Origin of the sequence: Isoptericola cucumis (assembly GCF_014635665.1) — a bacterium.
Classification (GTDB): Bacteria; Actinomycetota; Actinomycetes; order Actinomycetales; family Cellulomonadaceae; genus Isoptericola; species Isoptericola cucumis.
In genome coordinates this window covers 305591-322772 of sequence record NZ_BMDG01000003.1, presented here as the reverse complement: position 1 = coordinate 322772, position 17182 = coordinate 305591, and the positions used below count along the sequence as shown (strand labels likewise).

At 75.7% G+C, this 17182-nt stretch carries 9 protein-coding genes; all 9 read right to left on the bottom strand.

The window, feature by feature from the left end:
* Positions 1-107: 107 nt before the first annotated feature.
* Positions 108-1136 (bottom strand): DNA polymerase III subunit delta, encoded by a 1029-nt coding sequence (holA, locus tag IEW03_RS05705; protein ID WP_188522675.1) that lies wholly within the window; start codon positions 1134-1136, stop codon positions 108-110.
* Positions 1137-1192: 56 nt separating this feature from the next.
* A complete protein-coding gene (locus IEW03_RS05700) occupies positions 1193-3640 on the bottom strand; it encodes a ComEC/Rec2 family competence protein (protein WP_229737580.1) in 2448 nt (815 codons plus the stop codon).
* Positions 3637-4725: a ComEA family DNA-binding protein gene (locus tag IEW03_RS05695; protein ID WP_188522801.1), complete on the bottom strand. Its 1089-nt coding sequence runs from the start codon at positions 4723-4725 to the stop codon at positions 3637-3639. The genes IEW03_RS05700 and IEW03_RS05695 overlap by 4 nt, the downstream gene beginning before the upstream one ends.
* A gap of 110 nt (positions 4726-4835) precedes the next feature.
* Positions 4836-5717, bottom strand: a complete 882-nt coding sequence (locus IEW03_RS05690) for a DegV family protein (RefSeq protein WP_188522674.1) — start codon at positions 5715-5717, stop codon at positions 4836-4838.
* Between the two features lie 98 nt (positions 5718-5815).
* The gene (locus IEW03_RS05685; RefSeq protein ID WP_188522673.1) at positions 5816-8284 is read right to left on the bottom strand and encodes a glycogen/starch/alpha-glucan phosphorylase; all 2469 of its coding nucleotides are present in this window, start codon (positions 8282-8284) and stop codon (positions 5816-5818) included.
* Between the two features lie 42 nt (positions 8285-8326).
* On the bottom strand, positions 8327-11776 hold the full coding sequence (locus tag IEW03_RS05680) for an ATP-binding protein (protein ID WP_308808199.1): 3450 nt from the start codon (positions 11774-11776) through the stop codon (positions 8327-8329).
* Positions 11773-12558 carry a DUF4194 domain-containing protein gene (locus IEW03_RS05675; protein ID WP_188522672.1) on the bottom strand — a complete coding sequence of 262 codons (786 nt, stop codon included), beginning with the start codon at positions 12556-12558 and terminating at the stop codon, positions 11773-11775. Before IEW03_RS05675 ends, IEW03_RS05680 begins: the two co-directional genes overlap by 4 nt.
* Positions 12555-14111, bottom strand: coding sequence for a DUF3375 domain-containing protein (locus IEW03_RS05670; RefSeq protein WP_188522671.1), 1557 nt, complete (start codon positions 14109-14111; stop codon positions 12555-12557). The genes IEW03_RS05675 and IEW03_RS05670 overlap by 4 nt, the downstream gene beginning before the upstream one ends.
* A gap of 99 nt (positions 14112-14210) precedes the next feature.
* Complete coding sequence (gene leuS / locus IEW03_RS05665) at positions 14211-17168, bottom strand: leucine--tRNA ligase (protein WP_188522670.1); 2958 nt, start codon at positions 17166-17168, stop codon at positions 14211-14213.
* Positions 17169-17182: the final 14 nt, after the last annotated feature.

Genomic DNA, 17182 nt, shown 5'->3' with positions numbered 1-17182 from the left:
CCGCACCCGTCGGGTGCGGCGCCCTTCGCCCTTTCCTGGGCGGGACCGGCTGAGCGCCCTCGGCCGACCGGCCCCCGCGAGCGGCGTCGCAGGCCGGTCGACCGACGTCAGCGCCGCGAGCGGGCGATGGCGAGCACCGCCTTCTCCACGGCGTACACCGGGTCGCGGCCGCCGCCCTTGACGTCGGCGTCGGCCTGCGCGACCGCGCCGATCGCCGCGGCCAGGCCCTCCGGGGTCCACCGCGACAGGTCGCGCTGGGCGTTGCGGACCTGCCAGTCCTGCAGCCCGAGCTCGCGTGCGGTGGCCGCGCCGCCGCGGATGGCGGCGACCCGCGCGAGCGTGCGCAGGCGCAGCGCCAGGGCCGCGACGATCGGCACCGGGTCGGCGCCGGTGGCCAGCGCGTGCCGCAGCAGCGCGACCGCTCCCCCGGCGTCTCCGGCGACCGCCGCGTCGGCCACCTTGAACCCCGTGGCCTCCACGCGGCCGCCGTAGTAGCGGTCGACCACCGCCTCGCTGATCGTGCCCGACGTGTCGGCGACGAGCTGCGCGCACGCGGACGCCAGCTCCCGCAGGTCGTTGCCGAGCGCGTCGACGAGGGAACGGACGGCCGCGGGCTCCGCGCGGCGCCGGGCCGCCCGGAACTCGCCGCCGACGAACTGCACCTTCTCCGCGTCCTTGGTGATCGCGTCGCACTCGAGGACGGGGGCGCCGCCGGCGACGATCGCGTCGAGCATCTTCTTGCCGCGCTGGCCTCCCCCGTGCACCACGATCACGACGGTCTCGGGGTCGGGTGCGGCGACGTAGGACACGACGTCGGCCACGAGGTCCTCGGTGGCCGCCTCGGCGCCGCGCACGACGACGACCGAGGACTCGCCGAACAGCGACGGGCTTGCTGCCACCGCGAGCTGGCCGCCCGCGTACGTGCCGCCGTCGAGCTCGGACTTCTCCACCTCCGGGTCCCGTTCCCGCGCGAGGCCGACCACCCCGTCGACGGCCCGCTCCGCGAGCAGGCCCTCGGGGCCGCGCACCAGGATCACGGGCGCGAGGACGGGCTCGTCCCACGACCTGCTGTTCGCGGCGGGCTTGGAGCCGCGGCGGGCGGAACGGGGGCTGCGGGTGGACGACGCGGGTGGCACGGGCCCAGCCTGCCACGTGCCGCGGACACGCCCGGACCCGACCGGCGACCGACGGTTCACACGCAGGCCAGCGCGAGGGCGCCGTCCCGCTCCACGAGCACCGCGGTCCCGCACTCGTCCGTGCGCACCACCGCGGACCCGGTGGCCTCGTACAGCCCGAGCGCCGCGTCGGTCGGGTGCCCGTACGTGTTGTCCGCGCCGACGCTCACCAGCGTCACGCGCGGCGCCAGCCACCCCGCCAGCCCGCTCGACTGGGAGCGCGACCCGTGGTGCGCCATCTTCACGACGTCCACGCCGGCCGCCGCCCGGCCCTGCTGCAGGGCGCGGCGCAGCGCCTCCTGGCCGGGCTCCTCGAGGTCGCCCAGCGCGACGACGTCCAGCCCGCTCGCGGTGGTCAGCGCCAGGGCCACGCTCGCGTCGTTCGCACCGTCTCCCTCCGGGCTCGAGCCACCAGACGCCGGGGCCGGGCCCGCCGCACCGAGCACCCGCCAGCGCGCGTCGCCGGGGGCGCCGTGGTCCCCGGCCGCCGCCGTGCGCACCGGCACGGCCGCGTCGGCGAGCTGAGCCCGCACGCGGGCCGCCTGCTCCTCGGGCGCGTCCAGCGGCGAGACGAGCGCCGCGGCGACCTCGCGACCGTCCAGGACGGCGGCGAGCCCGCCGACGTGGTCGGCGTGGAAGTGGCTGAGGACCAGCAGGTCGACCCTCGTCACACCGAGCCGGTCCAGGCAACGACCGGCGGCGGCGCCGTCGGGTCCGGCGTCGACGACCACGGCGGACGCCGTCCCGGTGCGCACGACGAGCGCGTCGCCCTGCCCGACGTCGCAGGCCGCCACCTGCCAGTCCGCCGGCACCGCGGCACCCGGCAGCGCGGCCAGCCGTGGGACCGCGACGATCACGACGCCGAGTGCCGCCGCACCGAGGCCCGCGACCAGCGCGGCCGTCCTGCGCCGTCGCACCGAGCGCCGCGCCCGCCGCAGGGCCCGGGGCAGGCCCTCGCGCCAGGCCCGGGGCCACCCGTGGCGCGGTGACCGGCGCAGCACCACGGCGAGCAGGGCCGCGGTGACCAGCCCGAGCGCGAGGGCACCGCCGACACCGCCGGGCCACGGCAGAGCGGCGCCGGGGAGCCCGGCGAAGCCGCGCGCGACGGCCGCGATCCACGCCGTCCCGACGCCGGCCAGCCACGCGACCGCGTGCGCGGCGCCGGGGAACCAGGGCGCGAGCAGGGTCGCGACCAGCCCGAGGACGGTCGCGGGGACGAGCGCCGGCGCGGCCAGCAGGTTCGCGGGCACGGACGTGAGCGGCACCCGGGGGTCGAGGAGCACCAGGACCGGCCCGCACGCCGCCTGCGCCGCCCACGGGACGGCGAGGCCGAAGGCCAGCGGACGACCGGTCCACGGGGTGAGCCGGCGGGCGAGCGGGCCCGCCAGCAGCACCAGCCCCGCCGTCGCCGCGCACGACAGCACGAATCCGTACGACCGCGCGAGCCACGGGTCGACGACGAGCAGCACCGTCGCCGCGCCCGCGAGCGCCGGCAGGCCCGCGGAGGGCCGGCCGAGCGCGAGGCCCAGCAGCGCGAAGGCGCACGTCCACGCCGCGCGCAGCACGCTGGGCTCGGGGCGCACCAGGGCGACGAAGCCGAGCGCCACCGCACCGACGGCGACCACGCGCACCCACCGCGGCGCGCGCAGCAGGGCGCACAGCGCGGTGAGCGTCGCCACGACGATCGCGAAGTGCCCGCCCGAGACGGCCGTGACGTGCGTGAGGCTCGTGGTGCGCATGGCCTCGTCGAGGTCGGGCGGCAGTCGTGACGTGTCGCCGACCGCGACCCCGGGCACGAGGCCCCGTGCCTGCGGCGACAGGGGCTCGGTGACGTCCAGCAGGGCCGCGCGCAGCACGTGCGTCCCCCGCAGCAGGGCGCCGGGCGACTCCCGCTCGGCCACCGGCCCGGAGGTCGTGCGCGCCAGGACGCCGTCCCCGGACGGCGCCGCCCGCAGCACGCCGCTGACCTCGACGACGGCCCCGAAGCGCGGCGCCGGCCCGGTGGCCGTGACCTCGACCTGACCGGTCGTGCCGGCGGTGGCGCCGCGCACCGTCACGCTGCCGACGGCGAGCACCCACCGCCGCCCGCCGCCGAAGACCGCCGGTCGCGGTTCGGAGACGACCCGGCCCGTCAGGTGTGCGAGGGCGCCGTCCGAGGCGGCCTCCGCGAGCGGTGCCTGCCGGTCCGTCTGCACGGCGGCCCCGGCGCACACCGCGACGACGCACACCGCCGCCAGCAGCGCGTGGGCGACGACGCCCGGCCCCGGCGCCCCGGTGCCGGCGGTGTCCCGGGCGCGGCTCCGTCCGTACGCCAGCGCCAGCGCGCCCAGCACGACGAGCACCGCGACGCCCACCAGGGCCGCGACCGGCGCGACCGCCCGTGCCGGTCCGGTCACCAGCCAGGCCGTCACGGCGGCCGCCAGCACCGACGGGACCAGGCGCAGGTCGACGCCCGGGGTACTCACACCCGGACCAGGTCGCGCACCTGCTCGAGCACGGACGGCCCGATCCCGGACACCTCCTCCAGCTCGTCCACGCTGGTGAACGGCCCGTTCTCGTCGCGCCAGGCGACCACGCGCTCGGCGAGGACGGGGCCGATGCCGGGGAGCGCGTCGAGGTCGGACGCCGCCGCCGCGTTGAGGTCGATCACGCCGCCGGGGCCGGGGGCCGCACCGCCCGGAGAGGCCCCGTCCTCGCCCGCAGCCGGTGCGGGCGGCGCCTGGCCCGGTGCCGGGACGATGATCTGCTCGCCGTCGACCACGGCCCGTGCCAGGTTCACCGCGGACGTGTCCGCCTGGCGCGTCGCCCCGCCGGCCGCCTGCACGGCGTCCGCGACCCGCGCGTCCGCCGGCACGGTCACCAGCCCCGGCTCGCGCACCTCGCCGACGACGTGCACCACGGCCCGGGGCGCGTCCGCGGAGACGCCGGCGGGCGTGGCGGCCGGGTCGTCTGCGGCGGCAGCCGCGTCGCCCCCGGCAGGCACCGTGGCGCCGGCGTCGTCGGGGCCGTCGGCCTCCGCAGACGGCTCGGTCGACGCCGCACCCGCGGGCTGGCGCTCGGCGCCGGCCAGCGTGACCACGTCGTCCGGCTGGAGGAACGCGACCACCGACACCCCGAGGGCGAGCACGAGCACGACGACCGACGCGACCACCGCCGTCCGGAGGCCCAGGCCCCAGCGACGACGCCCCGAGGCGTCGTCGCCCTCGTCCAGCGGGTGGCCGTGCGTGGCGGCGTACGCCGCCGCGACGTGCCTCGCCGACCGTCCGGCAGCCCGGCGGGCCCGCAGCCGGTCGGCCAGCTCGCCCGGGCCCGGGCCCTGCGGACCGTCCGGGTCCGGGCCCTCGGGACCGGGGTGGTCCGGACCCGGACGGCCCGCGACGTCGGCCCCGGGCGGGCCGTCGGCCACCGCGTGCCAGGCGTGCAGCCGCGCCGTCGCCGCGGCGAGGTCGTCGGGGAGCCCGCCGGGCGGACGGGCTTCCGGGCCGTCGGCAGTGGTGTCGGCCGGGCTGCCGGCAGGGCCCCGCCCCGTGAGGTCGTCGAGCCGTTCCATCGAGGTCACGCGACGACGCTAGGGACGTCCCCGCGCCGCCAGGGGCCGCCGGCCCGACCATGTGGACGGCGCCACCTGGGGACAGCCTCGGCGCCCGAGCTGCCAGGTCCCTACAAAGGGGGTTCGTCGTGCCCGTGGTTGCCGAGGTCGGCGACCACGACGGCGAGCGCCCCGGGCCCGGCGTGCGCGCCCAGCACCGCGCTCACCGGCGTCACGACGGGCGTCGTGCCGGTGCGCTCCTGCAGCCGCTCGGCGACCTCGGCCGCCCGCTCGGGCGCGCCCAGGTGGTGCACCGCGACACCGGGAGCGTCGCACCGTGCCGCACGCCGCACCGCCAGGTCGATCAGCCGGTCGGTCGCCGCGCGGCGGGTGCGCACCCGCTGCACCAGCTCGATGCCCCCGTCGCGCACCGCGAGGATGGGACGCACGCCCAGCGCGCCGCCCAGCACGGCCGCCGGGCCGGACAGCCGCCCGCCCCGGCGCAGGTGATCCAGCGACTCGACGAGGAACACGGTCTCGCTGGCGGCCGCCACCTGCTGCGCCCGCGCGGCGACGTGGGCGGCGTCGTGACCTTCCGCGGCGCACCGTGCGGCCTCCAGCGCGGCGAACCCGAGCGCCATCGCGACGGTCCGCGAGTCGACCACCCGCACCGGGAGCATCGCGCGCTGCCCGGCCCGCGCCGCCGCGTCCGCCGTCCCGGACATCCCGCCCGACAGGTGCACCGCCACCACCGCCCGGGCGCCGTCGGACGCCAGCTCGCGGAAGACGGCGGCGAAGTCCTCGCCCGGCGGCTGCGACGTCGTCAGGCGCTCCCCGGCGCCGATGCGCGCGGCCACCTCGGGCGGGGCGATGTCCACCCCCTCGCGCCAGGAGCGCTCCCCGGCCAGCACCCGCAGCGGCACGACGACGGGGCCGCCGTCGTCGGCGGCCCCGTCGGGCAGGCAGGCGGTCGAGTCGGTGACGACACGGACCGTGGGAGTCGGTCGGGACATGAGGCCAGGAGTCTAGTGCCCGGCCCGTGCCGTCGAGCACCGTCGGTCCCCGGTCGCGCGGGACGGTGAGCGCCTCGCGCGCCCCACGCCGCCGGGGGTCAGCCCGGCAGGGGGCGGGCGTGCCAGACGCGGTCGAGGTAGTCGCGCATCGAGCGGTCCGAGGAGAAGAACCCGGAGCGTGCGACGTTGAGCACGGCCGACCGGCTCCACGCGTCCGGGTCGGCGTAGGCCGCCTCCACGCGCGCCTGCGCGTCGAGGTACGCCTGGTAGTCGGCGAGCACCATGAACCGGTCCTCCGCCAGCAGGTTCGCCACGACCGGCTCGAAGGCCCCGCGGTCGCCGTCGGAGAACGCCCCCGACGCGACGAGGTCCAGCGCTCGGCGCAGGCCCGGGTTCTCCTCGTAGTACGACGACGGCCGGTAGCCGGCCTCCGCGATCGCGCTGGCCTCCGGCTCGGTGAGCCCGAACAGGAAGAAGTTGTCGTCGCCCACGAGCCGGCGGATCTCCACGTTCGCGCCGTCGTCGGTGCCGATGGTGAGCGCGCCGTTGAGCGCGAACTTCATGTTCCCGGTGCCCGACGCCTCCTTGCCGGCGAGCGAGATCTGCTCGGAGAGGTCGGCGGCCGGGATCAGCGTCTCGGCGACGGTGACGTCGTAGTTCGCGGGGAACGCCACCCGCAGCACGGTCGAGACGTCCGGGTGCGCGTTGACGACGGCGCCCACGTGGTTGATCAGCGCGATGATCTCCTTCGCCATCACGTAGCCCGGCGCGGCCTTGGCGCCGAAGACGACGGTGCGCGCCGGGACGTCGTCCACGCTCACCTCGCCCGCGGTGATCCGGTCGTACAGCGTCACGACGTGCAGCAGCTTGAGCAGCTGGCGCTTGTACTCGTGCAGGCGCTTGACCATGACGTCGAGCATCGTGCCCGGGTCGACCTCGATACCGTCCCGGCGGCGCAGCACGTCCACGAGCCGGCCCTTGTTCGCGGCCTTGACCTCGCGGAAGCGGCGCCGGAACTCCGCGTCGTCGGCGAGCGGCTCCAGCTCGCGCAGCCGGTCGAGGTCGGTGACCCAGCCGTCGCCGATCGCCTCGGTGATCAGCCCGGACAGCCCGGGGTTGGCGAGCCGGACGAAGCGCCGCGGCGTGACGCCGTTGGTCACGTTGGTGAACTTCTCCGGCCAGAGCTGCGCGAAGTCGGCCAGCACCTTGTCGCGCAGCAGCTGGGAGTGCAGCTCGGCGACGCCGTTGACCCTGGTGGCCGCCACGGTGGCGAGGAACGCCATCCGCACGGCACGCTGCGGATGCTCGGCGATGATCGACATCCGCCGCACCAGCAGCTCGTCGCCGCCCGAGCGCTCCCGCACCTGCGCGAGGAACTCCTCGTTGATGCGGTAGATGATCTCCAGGTGCCGCGGCAGCAGCCGGCCCATCAGCTCGACCGACCAGACCTCGAGGGCCTCCGGCAGCAGCGTGTGACAGGTGTAGGCGAAGCAGCGCCGCGTGACGTCCCACGCCTCGTCCCAGCCGAAGCCCTCGTCGTCGACGAGCACGCGCATCAGCTCGGGGATCGCGACGACGGGGTGGGTGTCGTTGAGCTGGAAGACGATCCGCTCGGGCAGGCGGCGCAGGTCGAAGCCCGCCGGCAGCAGCTGGTCGACGAAGTCGCGGATCGAGCAGGCGACGAAGAAGTACTGCTGCTGCAGGCGCAGCTCCTTGCCCTGCGGCGTCGAGTCCTCCGGGTAGAGCACCTTGGAGATGTTCTCGGCGAACGTCCGCGACCGGACGGCGTCCACGTAGTCGCCCTCGTTGAAGATCTGCAGGTCGAAGGCGTGCGTGGCCCGCGCGCTCCACAGCCGCAGCGTGTTGACCCGGCCGTTGCGGTAGCCGGGCACCATGTAGTTGTACGGGACGCCGAGCACCTGCCAGCCCGGCACCCAGCGGGAGCGCTCGACGCCGTCGTCGCCGGTGTACTTCTCCGTGTGCCCGCCGAAGCCCACCGTCACCGCGTGCTCGGGGTGCGCGAACTCCCACGGCGCTCCCCCGGCGAGCCACGTGTCCGGCTCCTCGACCTGCCGCCCGCCCGCGAACCGCTGGCGGAAGATGCCGTACTCGTACCGGATGCCGTAGCCGATGGCGGGCACGCTCATCGTGGCCAGCGAGTCCACGAAGCACGCGGCGAGCCGCCCGAGGCCCCCGTTGCCGAGCCCCGGCTCCACCTCCGCGTCGCGCAGCTCGGCGAGGTCCAGGCCGAGGCTGGCGAGCCCCTCCGCGGCGATCTCCTCCAGGTCGGCCGCCAGGAGCGCGTTGTCGAGCTGCCGGCCCAGCAGGTACTCGGCCGACAGGTACGCCACCGCCTTGGGCTGCGCGCGGTAGTGGTCCACCGTGGTCTCGATCCACCGCGACATCAGGTAGTGCCGCACCGTGCGGGCCAGCGCGAGGTAGGCGTCGTTCGTCGTGGCGCGTTCCAGCACCGTGCCCTGCGTGAAGTTCAGCTCGCGCAGGAACTCCCGGACGAAACCTTCCACGGAGTGCTCGGGGCTGGTGATCAGCGGCGTGGTCTCGGTCACGTCACGACAGTACACAGACGCCCGCCGCGCCGCCGGGGGCCGTCACTCCCCCACGAGCGTCACCAGCCGCGTCCTGCCGGACGCGTCCTTGATCGCCTGCAGCACGACGTCCGCGTGCGGCTCCAGCGCGCTCACCTTGTCCAGCGGCGCGCCGACGATCAGCTGGAACCCCAGCCCGCGCCACGCGCCGACGGCGCGCCCGGCGAACCTCGCGTCCGCCTTGATGAAGGCCTCGTCGAGGAAGACGGGCGCGTAGCGGGGGCGCTCGGCCCCGGCGTCGCCGAGCTGGTAGCGCAGCGCGGCGCCGACGATGAAGGCGACCAGCTCCTGCGACTCCCCGCCGGACTTGCCGGCGATGTGGTCGTAGACGCTGACGTGGTTGCCGTCCAGGTCGACGCACTCCGCGCTGATGCGCACGTGGTCGCGCACGTCCACCAGCCGGCGGTGCTCCGGGCTGTCCGGGCGGATGCGGTCGACCAGGCGCGACATGCGGGCGTAGCGGCGCTCGTGCTCCGCGAGGGGCACGTCGCCCGACGGCACGGTCGCGAACTCGCGCAGCTGACGGCGGAAGGACGCGACGTCCTGCCCCTCCGTGGGCGTGGCCGTGATGCGCAGCCGGTGGTGCTCGTCGCGGAAGGGCAGGGTCGCGAGGATCGCGTTGACCGGCTCCATCCGGTCACGGATCTCCGCGACCGCCTGCGCGATGCCGTTGTTCAGGCGCGTGAGCTGGTCGCCGGACATCTGGCGTAGGTGTGCCGACCACTTGTCCCGCAGCCGGTAGAGCTGCGCGTACTCGAGCTCGGAGAAGATCCGCAGGAAGTCCTCGTACGCACCGTCGGGGTCGGCGCTGCGGTTCGGGTCGGGCCAGGTGTCGTTGAAGCGCTCGAACAGCGCCTGCAGGGCGGCGCGGGCCGCGCGCTCGGCGTCGTCCGCGGCTTCCCGCTCGTGCCGCAGCTCCCGCACGACGGCGCCCACCGCGGTGGTGAGGTCGGCGAGCCCGCCGCCGCCCTGCGCCCCCGTCGCGCCCGACCAGCCCACCTGGGCCATGAGCGCCGTCAGGCGTTGCGCCTGCTCGGGCGTCGGGCGGACGTCGTCCGCGTCGGCACGCTCGACGGCGTCGGCGACCTGGTCCACCTGGTCGCTGATCTGCTTCCACGCGACGGCGAGCTCGGTCACCCGGTTCTGCCCGTCGGCGCGCTCGCGGTACAGCTCCGTGAGGCGGGCCCGCAGCGCGTCCTCGTCGTCCTTGAGGGCGCGCAGCACGTCGGAACCCGCGACGAGCGCGGCCAGCCGCTCGCGCCGCTCCACGAGCCGCTCCTCGGCTCCCGCCACGTCGACGTCGTCCCACTCGACCCGCAGCGCCTGGCTGTAGGCGACGAAGTGGTCGGCCTCGCCCTTCTGCCGCAGCCGCGCGCCCGCCAGCGCCTCGGCCGCGAGCCGCAGCTCCTGGCGCGCCTGCTCGACGTCCGCGGCGAGCCCCTCGAGGCGCCGGTGGTTGCTGAAGCCCAGCACCGACGCCCGCCCCTGGCCGCCGTGCGCGCCGCGCCGGCCCTCGGAGGTCTGCCCGGACCGGGTGAGCGCCAGGTCGTGGTCGGCGAGCTCGGCCGGGTCGTCGACGCAGACGTGCCGGAAGCGTTCGGCGAGCCGGCCCGCCAGCCAGCCGCCGAACGGCCCGGCCTTGATCTCCAGCCGTCCCGGCAGGAGCGAGCGGTCGGTCTCCTCGTGCAGCGCGAGCCCGGTGGGCACGCCCTCGAACCGCACGCGCACCGCCGACGGCACGGCGTCGATCGCAGCCCGGAAGCCCACCAGCCGCTCCTCGTCGACGAGCAGGGTCAGCGCGAAGCCGCCCAGGGCGAGCCCGATCGCCTCCCGCCACGGCTCGTACTCGCCGCGCACCTCGAGCAGCTCCGCGACGAACGGCACGTCCTCGGCGCGCAGGCCGGCGGCCCGCGCGAGCGCGACGCGCGCCTCGTGCAGCTCCCGGGGCACGTTCCCTCGCCGGTCGCGCAGCGAGGCCGCCTCCCGCTCGAGCTCCGCCAGCGCCTCGCCGGCCGCCTTCTCGCGGCGGCTGGCCTCCAGCACCGCCTCGGACAGCGCGTCCGTGTGCCCGTCACGGGCCTCGCGGTAGCGGCGGGCGTCGGCGTGCAGGGCGTCCAGGTCGCGGCGGGAGGAGACCTCCCGCTCGAGCGGGGCGAGCTGGCCCTCGAGCTCCGCCCGTGCCCGCCGCGCGTCGGCGAGCACGCGCTCGGCCTCCCGGACGTCCCGCTCGGCCGCCTCGATGGCGTCGCCGCCGTTCTTGCGCTGGTCGGCGCGCACCTGGTCCAGCTCGGTCTCCGCGGCGGTGATGCGCTGCTCGGCGACGGCGACCCGCTCGGCCGCCGTCCGGTGCTGGTTCCGGTTCTCCGTCTCGGCGTCCCGCAGCAGCTCGAGCTGGGTGCGGTCGCGCCACGCCGTGAAGGGCGTGGGGGCGTCGTCGCCCGCGTCCGGCGGGCCCTCCACCCCGAGGCCGTCGACGACGCGGCGCGCGGCGACGGCGTCGTCGATCGCCTGGCGGTGGGTCAGCATGGGGCGCAGCACGTCCACCTGCCGCTGGGCGCGGTCCATCTCGTGGCGGACCTCGCTGAGCTCGTCGAAGTGGGCGACGGCACGGGCGGCGACGCGCACCGTCTCGGGCTCCTCCAGCACCATGGCCTTGTACAGGGAGTCGACCGTGGTGATCTGCTGGCCCGCCTGGATGCGGCCCAGCAGCTGCATCGCGGTGTCCCCGTCGCCGGCGGCGCCGATGCCGAGCGCGGCGTGCAGCCGCGTCGCGAACGCCTTGTCGGTGTCGAACGTGGTGAGGCCGGCGGCCGCGAGCCCGGCCCGGGCGAAGCGCTGCGCGGCGAGCGGCTCCAGCCCGCGGGCGTCGAAGTCCGCGTCGACGACGGCGCGCACGGCCGTCGTCTCGTCGGTGCGCGTCGCACCGCGCGGGACGTACCACGCGCGCAGCGCGGTGAGCCGCTCGCCCGCCTGCGACGACCAGGTCATCGCGATCGCCGACCAGGTGTCCGAGGACTCCCCCCGCAGCACCCGGTCCTTCGCCGTCGCCGCCCCGCCGCTGCGCTGCTCGTCGAGCTTGCCGCGGGCGTACGACACGACGTTGCGCTGCTCCTGGCCGCGCGCCCGCCCGCTCGTGGCGCCGTTGGACGCGCCGTTGAACGGCGTCGTGTGGCTCATCATCAGGGCGATGTACGCGTCCAGCAGCGTGGACTTGCCCGAGCCGGACGCCCCGGTGAGCAGCGTCGTGGTGCCGGCCAGGCGGATCTCGTGGTGGCCGTGGTAGCCGCCCCAGTTGACCAGCTGCACCGAGCGCGCCACCCACTGCCGCCCGTCGGACGCCGACGGGATGAGGCCGAACAGCGACTGCTGCATCCGGGGTGCAGGGGCCTGCTCGACCGCGTCGCTGGTGATGCCGCTGGTGATGCCGCTGGTGATGTCGCCGGTGAGCGTCACGCCCGGGCCTCCTCGTCCTCGTCCACGACGTCGGTCGTCTCGGCGGGCTCCGCAGGCCCGTCGGGCTCGGTCTGCTCGGCCGGCTCGGTCGCCGACGGCGAGCGCAACCACGCGGACAGCTCGCGCAGCCGCTCCACGGGCAGCAGCACCTCGACGACCGGCTGGACGCGGTAGCGCCCCGCCGCGACCTCGTCCAGCACGTGCTCGCGCACCAGCGCCGCGACGGCGTTGTCGATCTCCCGGCGGCGGCCGGCGAGGTTCGTCTCGTCCTGGGCGAGAAAGCCCAGCGCGTAGGTGACCAGCTCCTCCGCGTCCACGTACGCCGCCCGTTCGCCGGCGCCCTGCTCCTGCCGGAACCGGTTGCGGGCGAACAGCATGAGCAGCGTCTCGACCCGCCGGTAGGGCTCGTCCTTGAGCAGTACGGGGATGCTCAGCCCGTCGGAGCGGACCTGGCGCTTGTAGGCGATCTCGTAGTCGCGGTCGACCACCAGCTCGACGAACATGTCGTGGCAGCGCGAGGCCAGCACTCCCTGGTGGGCGAGCAGGGCCTTCCACTCCGTCGGGTGGCCGGCCGCCGACAGGTAGCGACGCTGCAGCACGAGCGCCAGCGCCCGTCGCGCGGCGTACGGCAGCACCCCGGTGTCGCCCGCGAACAGCGCCTCGACGTCGTCCTCCATCGCCGACGGCGCGACGAAGGATCCGTCCGCCCCGGAGAGGCCGGGGTCCTCCGACGCCCCGGTGTCGGGAGCCTCGGGAGCCTCGGTGTCGGCCACGTCGGTCATGCGTCCTTCTCCTCGTGCTCGGGGTCGTCCTCGGGGTCGCCGGAGCCGGGCACGGCGATCGGCACCTGTGGCAGCACGAGGTCGCGCGTGCTGCCGTCGGCACGCACGGTCGTCACGCGCCGCAGGCCGGCTGCGGGCACGTCGCCGTCCGCGAAGGCGTCGTCGAGCGCGCCCGGCGCGGCGAGCTCCAGGTACCCGAGCAGCTCCACCGGGCGGCGCAGCTCGGGCGGTGCGGCCGCGAAGGCCTCGTCCGCGGTCGCGGGGCCGTCGCGCAGCACGCGCGCGGCGTGCGCGGCGGTCTCGGCGTAGCGCGGGCCGCCCATGCCGAGCAGCGCCGCCATCGCCTCGCCGGGCGCGTCGTCGAAGCCGGGGTCGGCGTCGGCCAGCGTCTCCGGCGGGGTGTCGGGCCGCAGGTCGTGCAGCTGGGCGCGGAACCGCCCGAGCCGTGCCCGCTCGAACCAGCGCAACGGCTCGACCCGCGAGCTCCGGCCGGAGGTGGGGAACCAGTCCGCCATCGCGGCCGTCGCCTCGCGCAGCGCGGCGTCGAGCTCGCGGTCGCGCAGCGGGTTGTGCACCTTGAGCTGCTGCGTGATGGTCCGCGACGCCCGGGCCTGCGCGTCGAGGACCGCGTCGACGGCCGACAGCAGCTGGCCGTACAGGGCACGCACCGACTCCCGGCGCTCGGCCGGCAGACCCTCGGCGAACGGGTGCGCGAGGACGGCCCGCACCCGGTCGTCCACCTGCTCCAGGAGCAACGGGTCGCGCAGCAGCTCCATCGCGCCCGAGAACGCCCGGCCCTCGGGGGTGCGTCGCATGAGGGTGTCCGACGCGTCGAGGTAGTCGCCGAGCACCTCGCCCGTGGCCCGCTCGTCCTGGCGCAGGCCCGTGACGATGGTGCGCTGCAGCTCCGCGATCGACTCGGCGACGCGGGCGAAGTCCGCGGGCAGCTCGCGCACCAGGGAGGCCACGTTGTCGAACTGCTCGACGAGACGGTCCGCCGGCACCTCGGCCACCGGGCCGCCCTCCTCGAGACGCGCCAGCTCTGCCTCCGCCCGGGCGATCTCGTCCTGCGCGCGCGCGACCTGCTCTCGCAGGGCCGCCTGCTGGGACTCCCGGTCGGGCCGGGCGTCGCGGGCCAGGCCCTCGAGGGCCACCAGGAGCGTGCGGATGCGCGACTCGCTGACCAGCGAGCGCCCGCCCTGCGTCCGGTCGACGAACGCCAGCGCCTCGGTCGCGTACGAGCTCACCTGGTACTGCTCGGCGCCGTCGTCGTCGAGCGAGCGCACCAGCCACCGGCCGGCGACCCAGCGCGAGCACAGGGCCCGCGCCGGCTCGTCCGGGACGTCGTGACCCGCGCCCCGGGCCTCGGCCAGGAAGTCCTCGACCTCGACGTGCATCTGCTCGGTGGGCACCGTGGTGCGGCTCGGCGTGAAGATGAGCGACAGCAGCGCGACGACGAGCGGGCCCTCCTTGCGGTGCAGGAGGGCGAGCGCGGGCGTGCCGAAGGCGCCCCGGCTGCGGGCCAGGGCACCCTCGATGCGGGAGGAAGACATACGCCTCAGACGCTCCGCCCGTGGTGGTCCGAGCCTGCGGTTCCGCTGCGGCCGGGTGCCTCGCCGCGCTCGGCCCCCGACCTCCGCTGCACCTCCGCCTCAGACAACGATGTTGACGAGCTTGGGCGCGCGCACGATCACCTTGCGGACCGGGGCGCCGTCGATCGCGCGGACGACGTTCGGCTCCGCGAGCGCGGCGGCCTGCAGGTCGGCCTCGGAGATCGACGGCGCGACCTCCAGGCGGCCGCGGACCTTGCCCTTGACCTGCACGACGCAGGTCACGGTGTCCTCGACCAGGTACTGCTCGTCGGCGACCGGGAACGGCTCGCGCGCCAGCGACGCGTCGTGGCCGAGGCGCTCCCACAGCTCCTCCGCCACGTGCGGTGCGATCGGCGCGACCATCAGCACCAGGGGCTCGACGGCGGCGCGCGGCACGCGGTCCAGGCCGGTCAGGTGGTTGTTGTACGTGATGAGCTTCGCGATCGCCGTGTTCGGCCGCATGTGCTCCATCTCGACGCGCACGTCGGCGATCGTGCGGTGCAGGGCGCGCAGCGTCGCGACCTCCGGCTCGTCGTCGGTCGCGGTGACGGCGCCGGTCTCCTCGTCCACGACGTTGCGCCACAGGCGCTGCAGGAACCGCTGCGAGCCGACGACGGCGCGCGTCTCCCACGGGCGCGACAGGTCCAGCGGGCCCATCGACATCTCGTAGACGCGGAACGTGTCGGCGCCGTACTGCTCGTACATCTCGTCGGGCGTGACGACGTTCTTCAGCGACTTGCCCATCTTGCCGTACTCGCGCTGCACGACCTGGCCGTTCCAGGTGTACACCGGCTCGCCGTCCGCCCCGGGCTCCTCGGTCACCTCGGCCGCGGGCACGTACTGCCCCCGGTCGTCGACGAACGCGTAGGCCTGGATGTACCCCTGGTTGAACAGCTTGCCGAACGGCTCGAGCGAGGTCACGTACCCCAGGTCGAACAGGACCTTGTGCCAGAACCGCGCGTACAGCAGGTGCAGCACGGCGTGCTCGACGCCGCCGACGTACAGGTCCACGCCGCCCGCGGGACCGGAGGTGGCGTTGTGCTTCGGCCCCATCCAGTACTGCTCGAGCTCCGGGTCGACGACGGCGGTGCCGGCGGCCGGGCCGTCGGTGGAGTCCGTCGGGTCGAGGTAGCGCAGGTAGTACCAGCACGACCCGGCCCAGTTGGGCATCGTGTTGGTGTCGCGGCGGTAGGTCTGCGGGCCGTCGCCCAGGTCGAGGGTGACGTGCACCCACTCGTCGTTGCGGCCCAGCGGCGCCTCGGGCGAGGAGTCCCTGTCGTCGGGCTCGAAGGTGCGCGGCGAGTAGTCCGGCACGTCCGGCAGGTCGACGGGCAGCAGCTCGCCGGGGATGGCGACCGGTCGGTCGTCGGCGTCCCACAGGATCGGGAACGGCTCGCCCCAGTAGCGCTGGCGGCTGAACAGCCAGTCGCGCAGCCGGTAGGTCGTGGTGCCCTCGCCCGCGCCCGTGGCGGTGAGCCACTCGACGATCGTCGCCTTGGCGTCCTCGACCCCCAGGCCGTTCAGCGAGACCTCGTCGTTGGCCGAGTTGATCGCTCGGCCCGCGCCCGTCCAGGCGCCGCTGAAGCCGTCGGGGAAGCCGCCCTCGGGCTCGACCGTGTGGACCACGGGCAGGTCGAAGGCCTGGGTGAACGCGAAGTCGCGCTCGTCACCGCCGGGCACCGCCATGATCGCGCCGGTGCCGTAGCCCATGAGCACGTAGTCGGCGGTGAACACCGGGATCGCCTGGCCGTTCGCGGGGTTGACGGCCAGGTGGCCGGTGAAGACGCCGGTCTTCTTGCCGGCGTCGGCCTGCCGCTCGACGGCGGTCTTCGCGGCGGCCTCGCGACGGTAGGCGGCGACGGCCTCGACGGGGCTCGCGTGGCCGCCGGTCCAGGCGGCGCGGGTGCCCTCGGGCCAGGCGGCGGGGACCTCGTCCAGGAGCGGGTGCTCGGGGGCCACGACCATGAACGTCGCGCCGAACAGCGTGTCGGGGCGGGTGGTGAACACCTCGACCTGCCCGCCGGCGCCCGCGGCGTCGTACTCCGCGGTGCCGACGACGTCGAACCGCACGTTCGCGCCCACCGAGCGGCCAATCCAGTTGCGCTGCATCGACTTGACCTTCTCCGGCCAGTCGATGAGCTCCAGGTCGTCCGTCAGCCGGTCGGCGTAGGCCGTGATGCGCATCTTCCACTGGCGCAGGCTGCGCTGGAAGACGGGGTAGTTGCCGCGCTCGGAGCGGCCGTCGGCCGTGACCTCCTCGTTGGCCAGGACGGTGCCCAGGCCGGGGCACCAGTTGACCGGCGACTCGTCGACGTAGGCCAGCCGCTGCGCGTCCACGACGTCGCGGCGCGCGCCGGCGTCCAGGTCGGCCCAGGCGACGCCGCCCGGGACCTCGCGGGTGCCCGCGGCGTACTCGGCCTCCAGCTCGGCGATGCGCCGGGCGCCGCCGCGGCCTCCGTCGGGGCGCACGTGCTCCGGGTCGTACCAGGAGTCGAAGATCTGCAGGAAGATCCACTGCGTCCAGCGCACGTACTCCGGGTCGATCGTGGCGAACGTGCGGCGCTCGTCGTGGGCCAGGCCCATGCGGCGCAGCTGGCGCTTCATCGTGACGATGTTCTGCTCGGTCGTCGTGCGCGGGTGCTGGCCGGTCTGCACGGCGTACTGCTCGGCGGGCAGGCCGAAGGCGTCGTAGCCCAGGGCGTGCAGGACGTTGTCGCCGCACATCATCCGGAAGCGGCCGACCACGTCGGTGGCGATGTAGCCCAGCGGGTGGCCGACGTGCAGGCCCGCGCCGGAGGGGTACGGGAACATGTCCATGATGAAGAAGGGCTGGCCCGTGCCCGCGTGGCCGCCCGCACCGTCCGTGAGCGAGCCCGACGGGTTCGCGGCGTGGAACGTGCCGCGCTCGGACCACCGGTCCTGCCACCGCTCCTCGATGTCGCGCGCGAGGGCGGGCGTGTAGCGGTGGGCGGGCTCCGGCCCGGCGGCGGTGGGGGTGGTGTTCTCGGGCGTGCTCACCCGCGGGAGTCTAC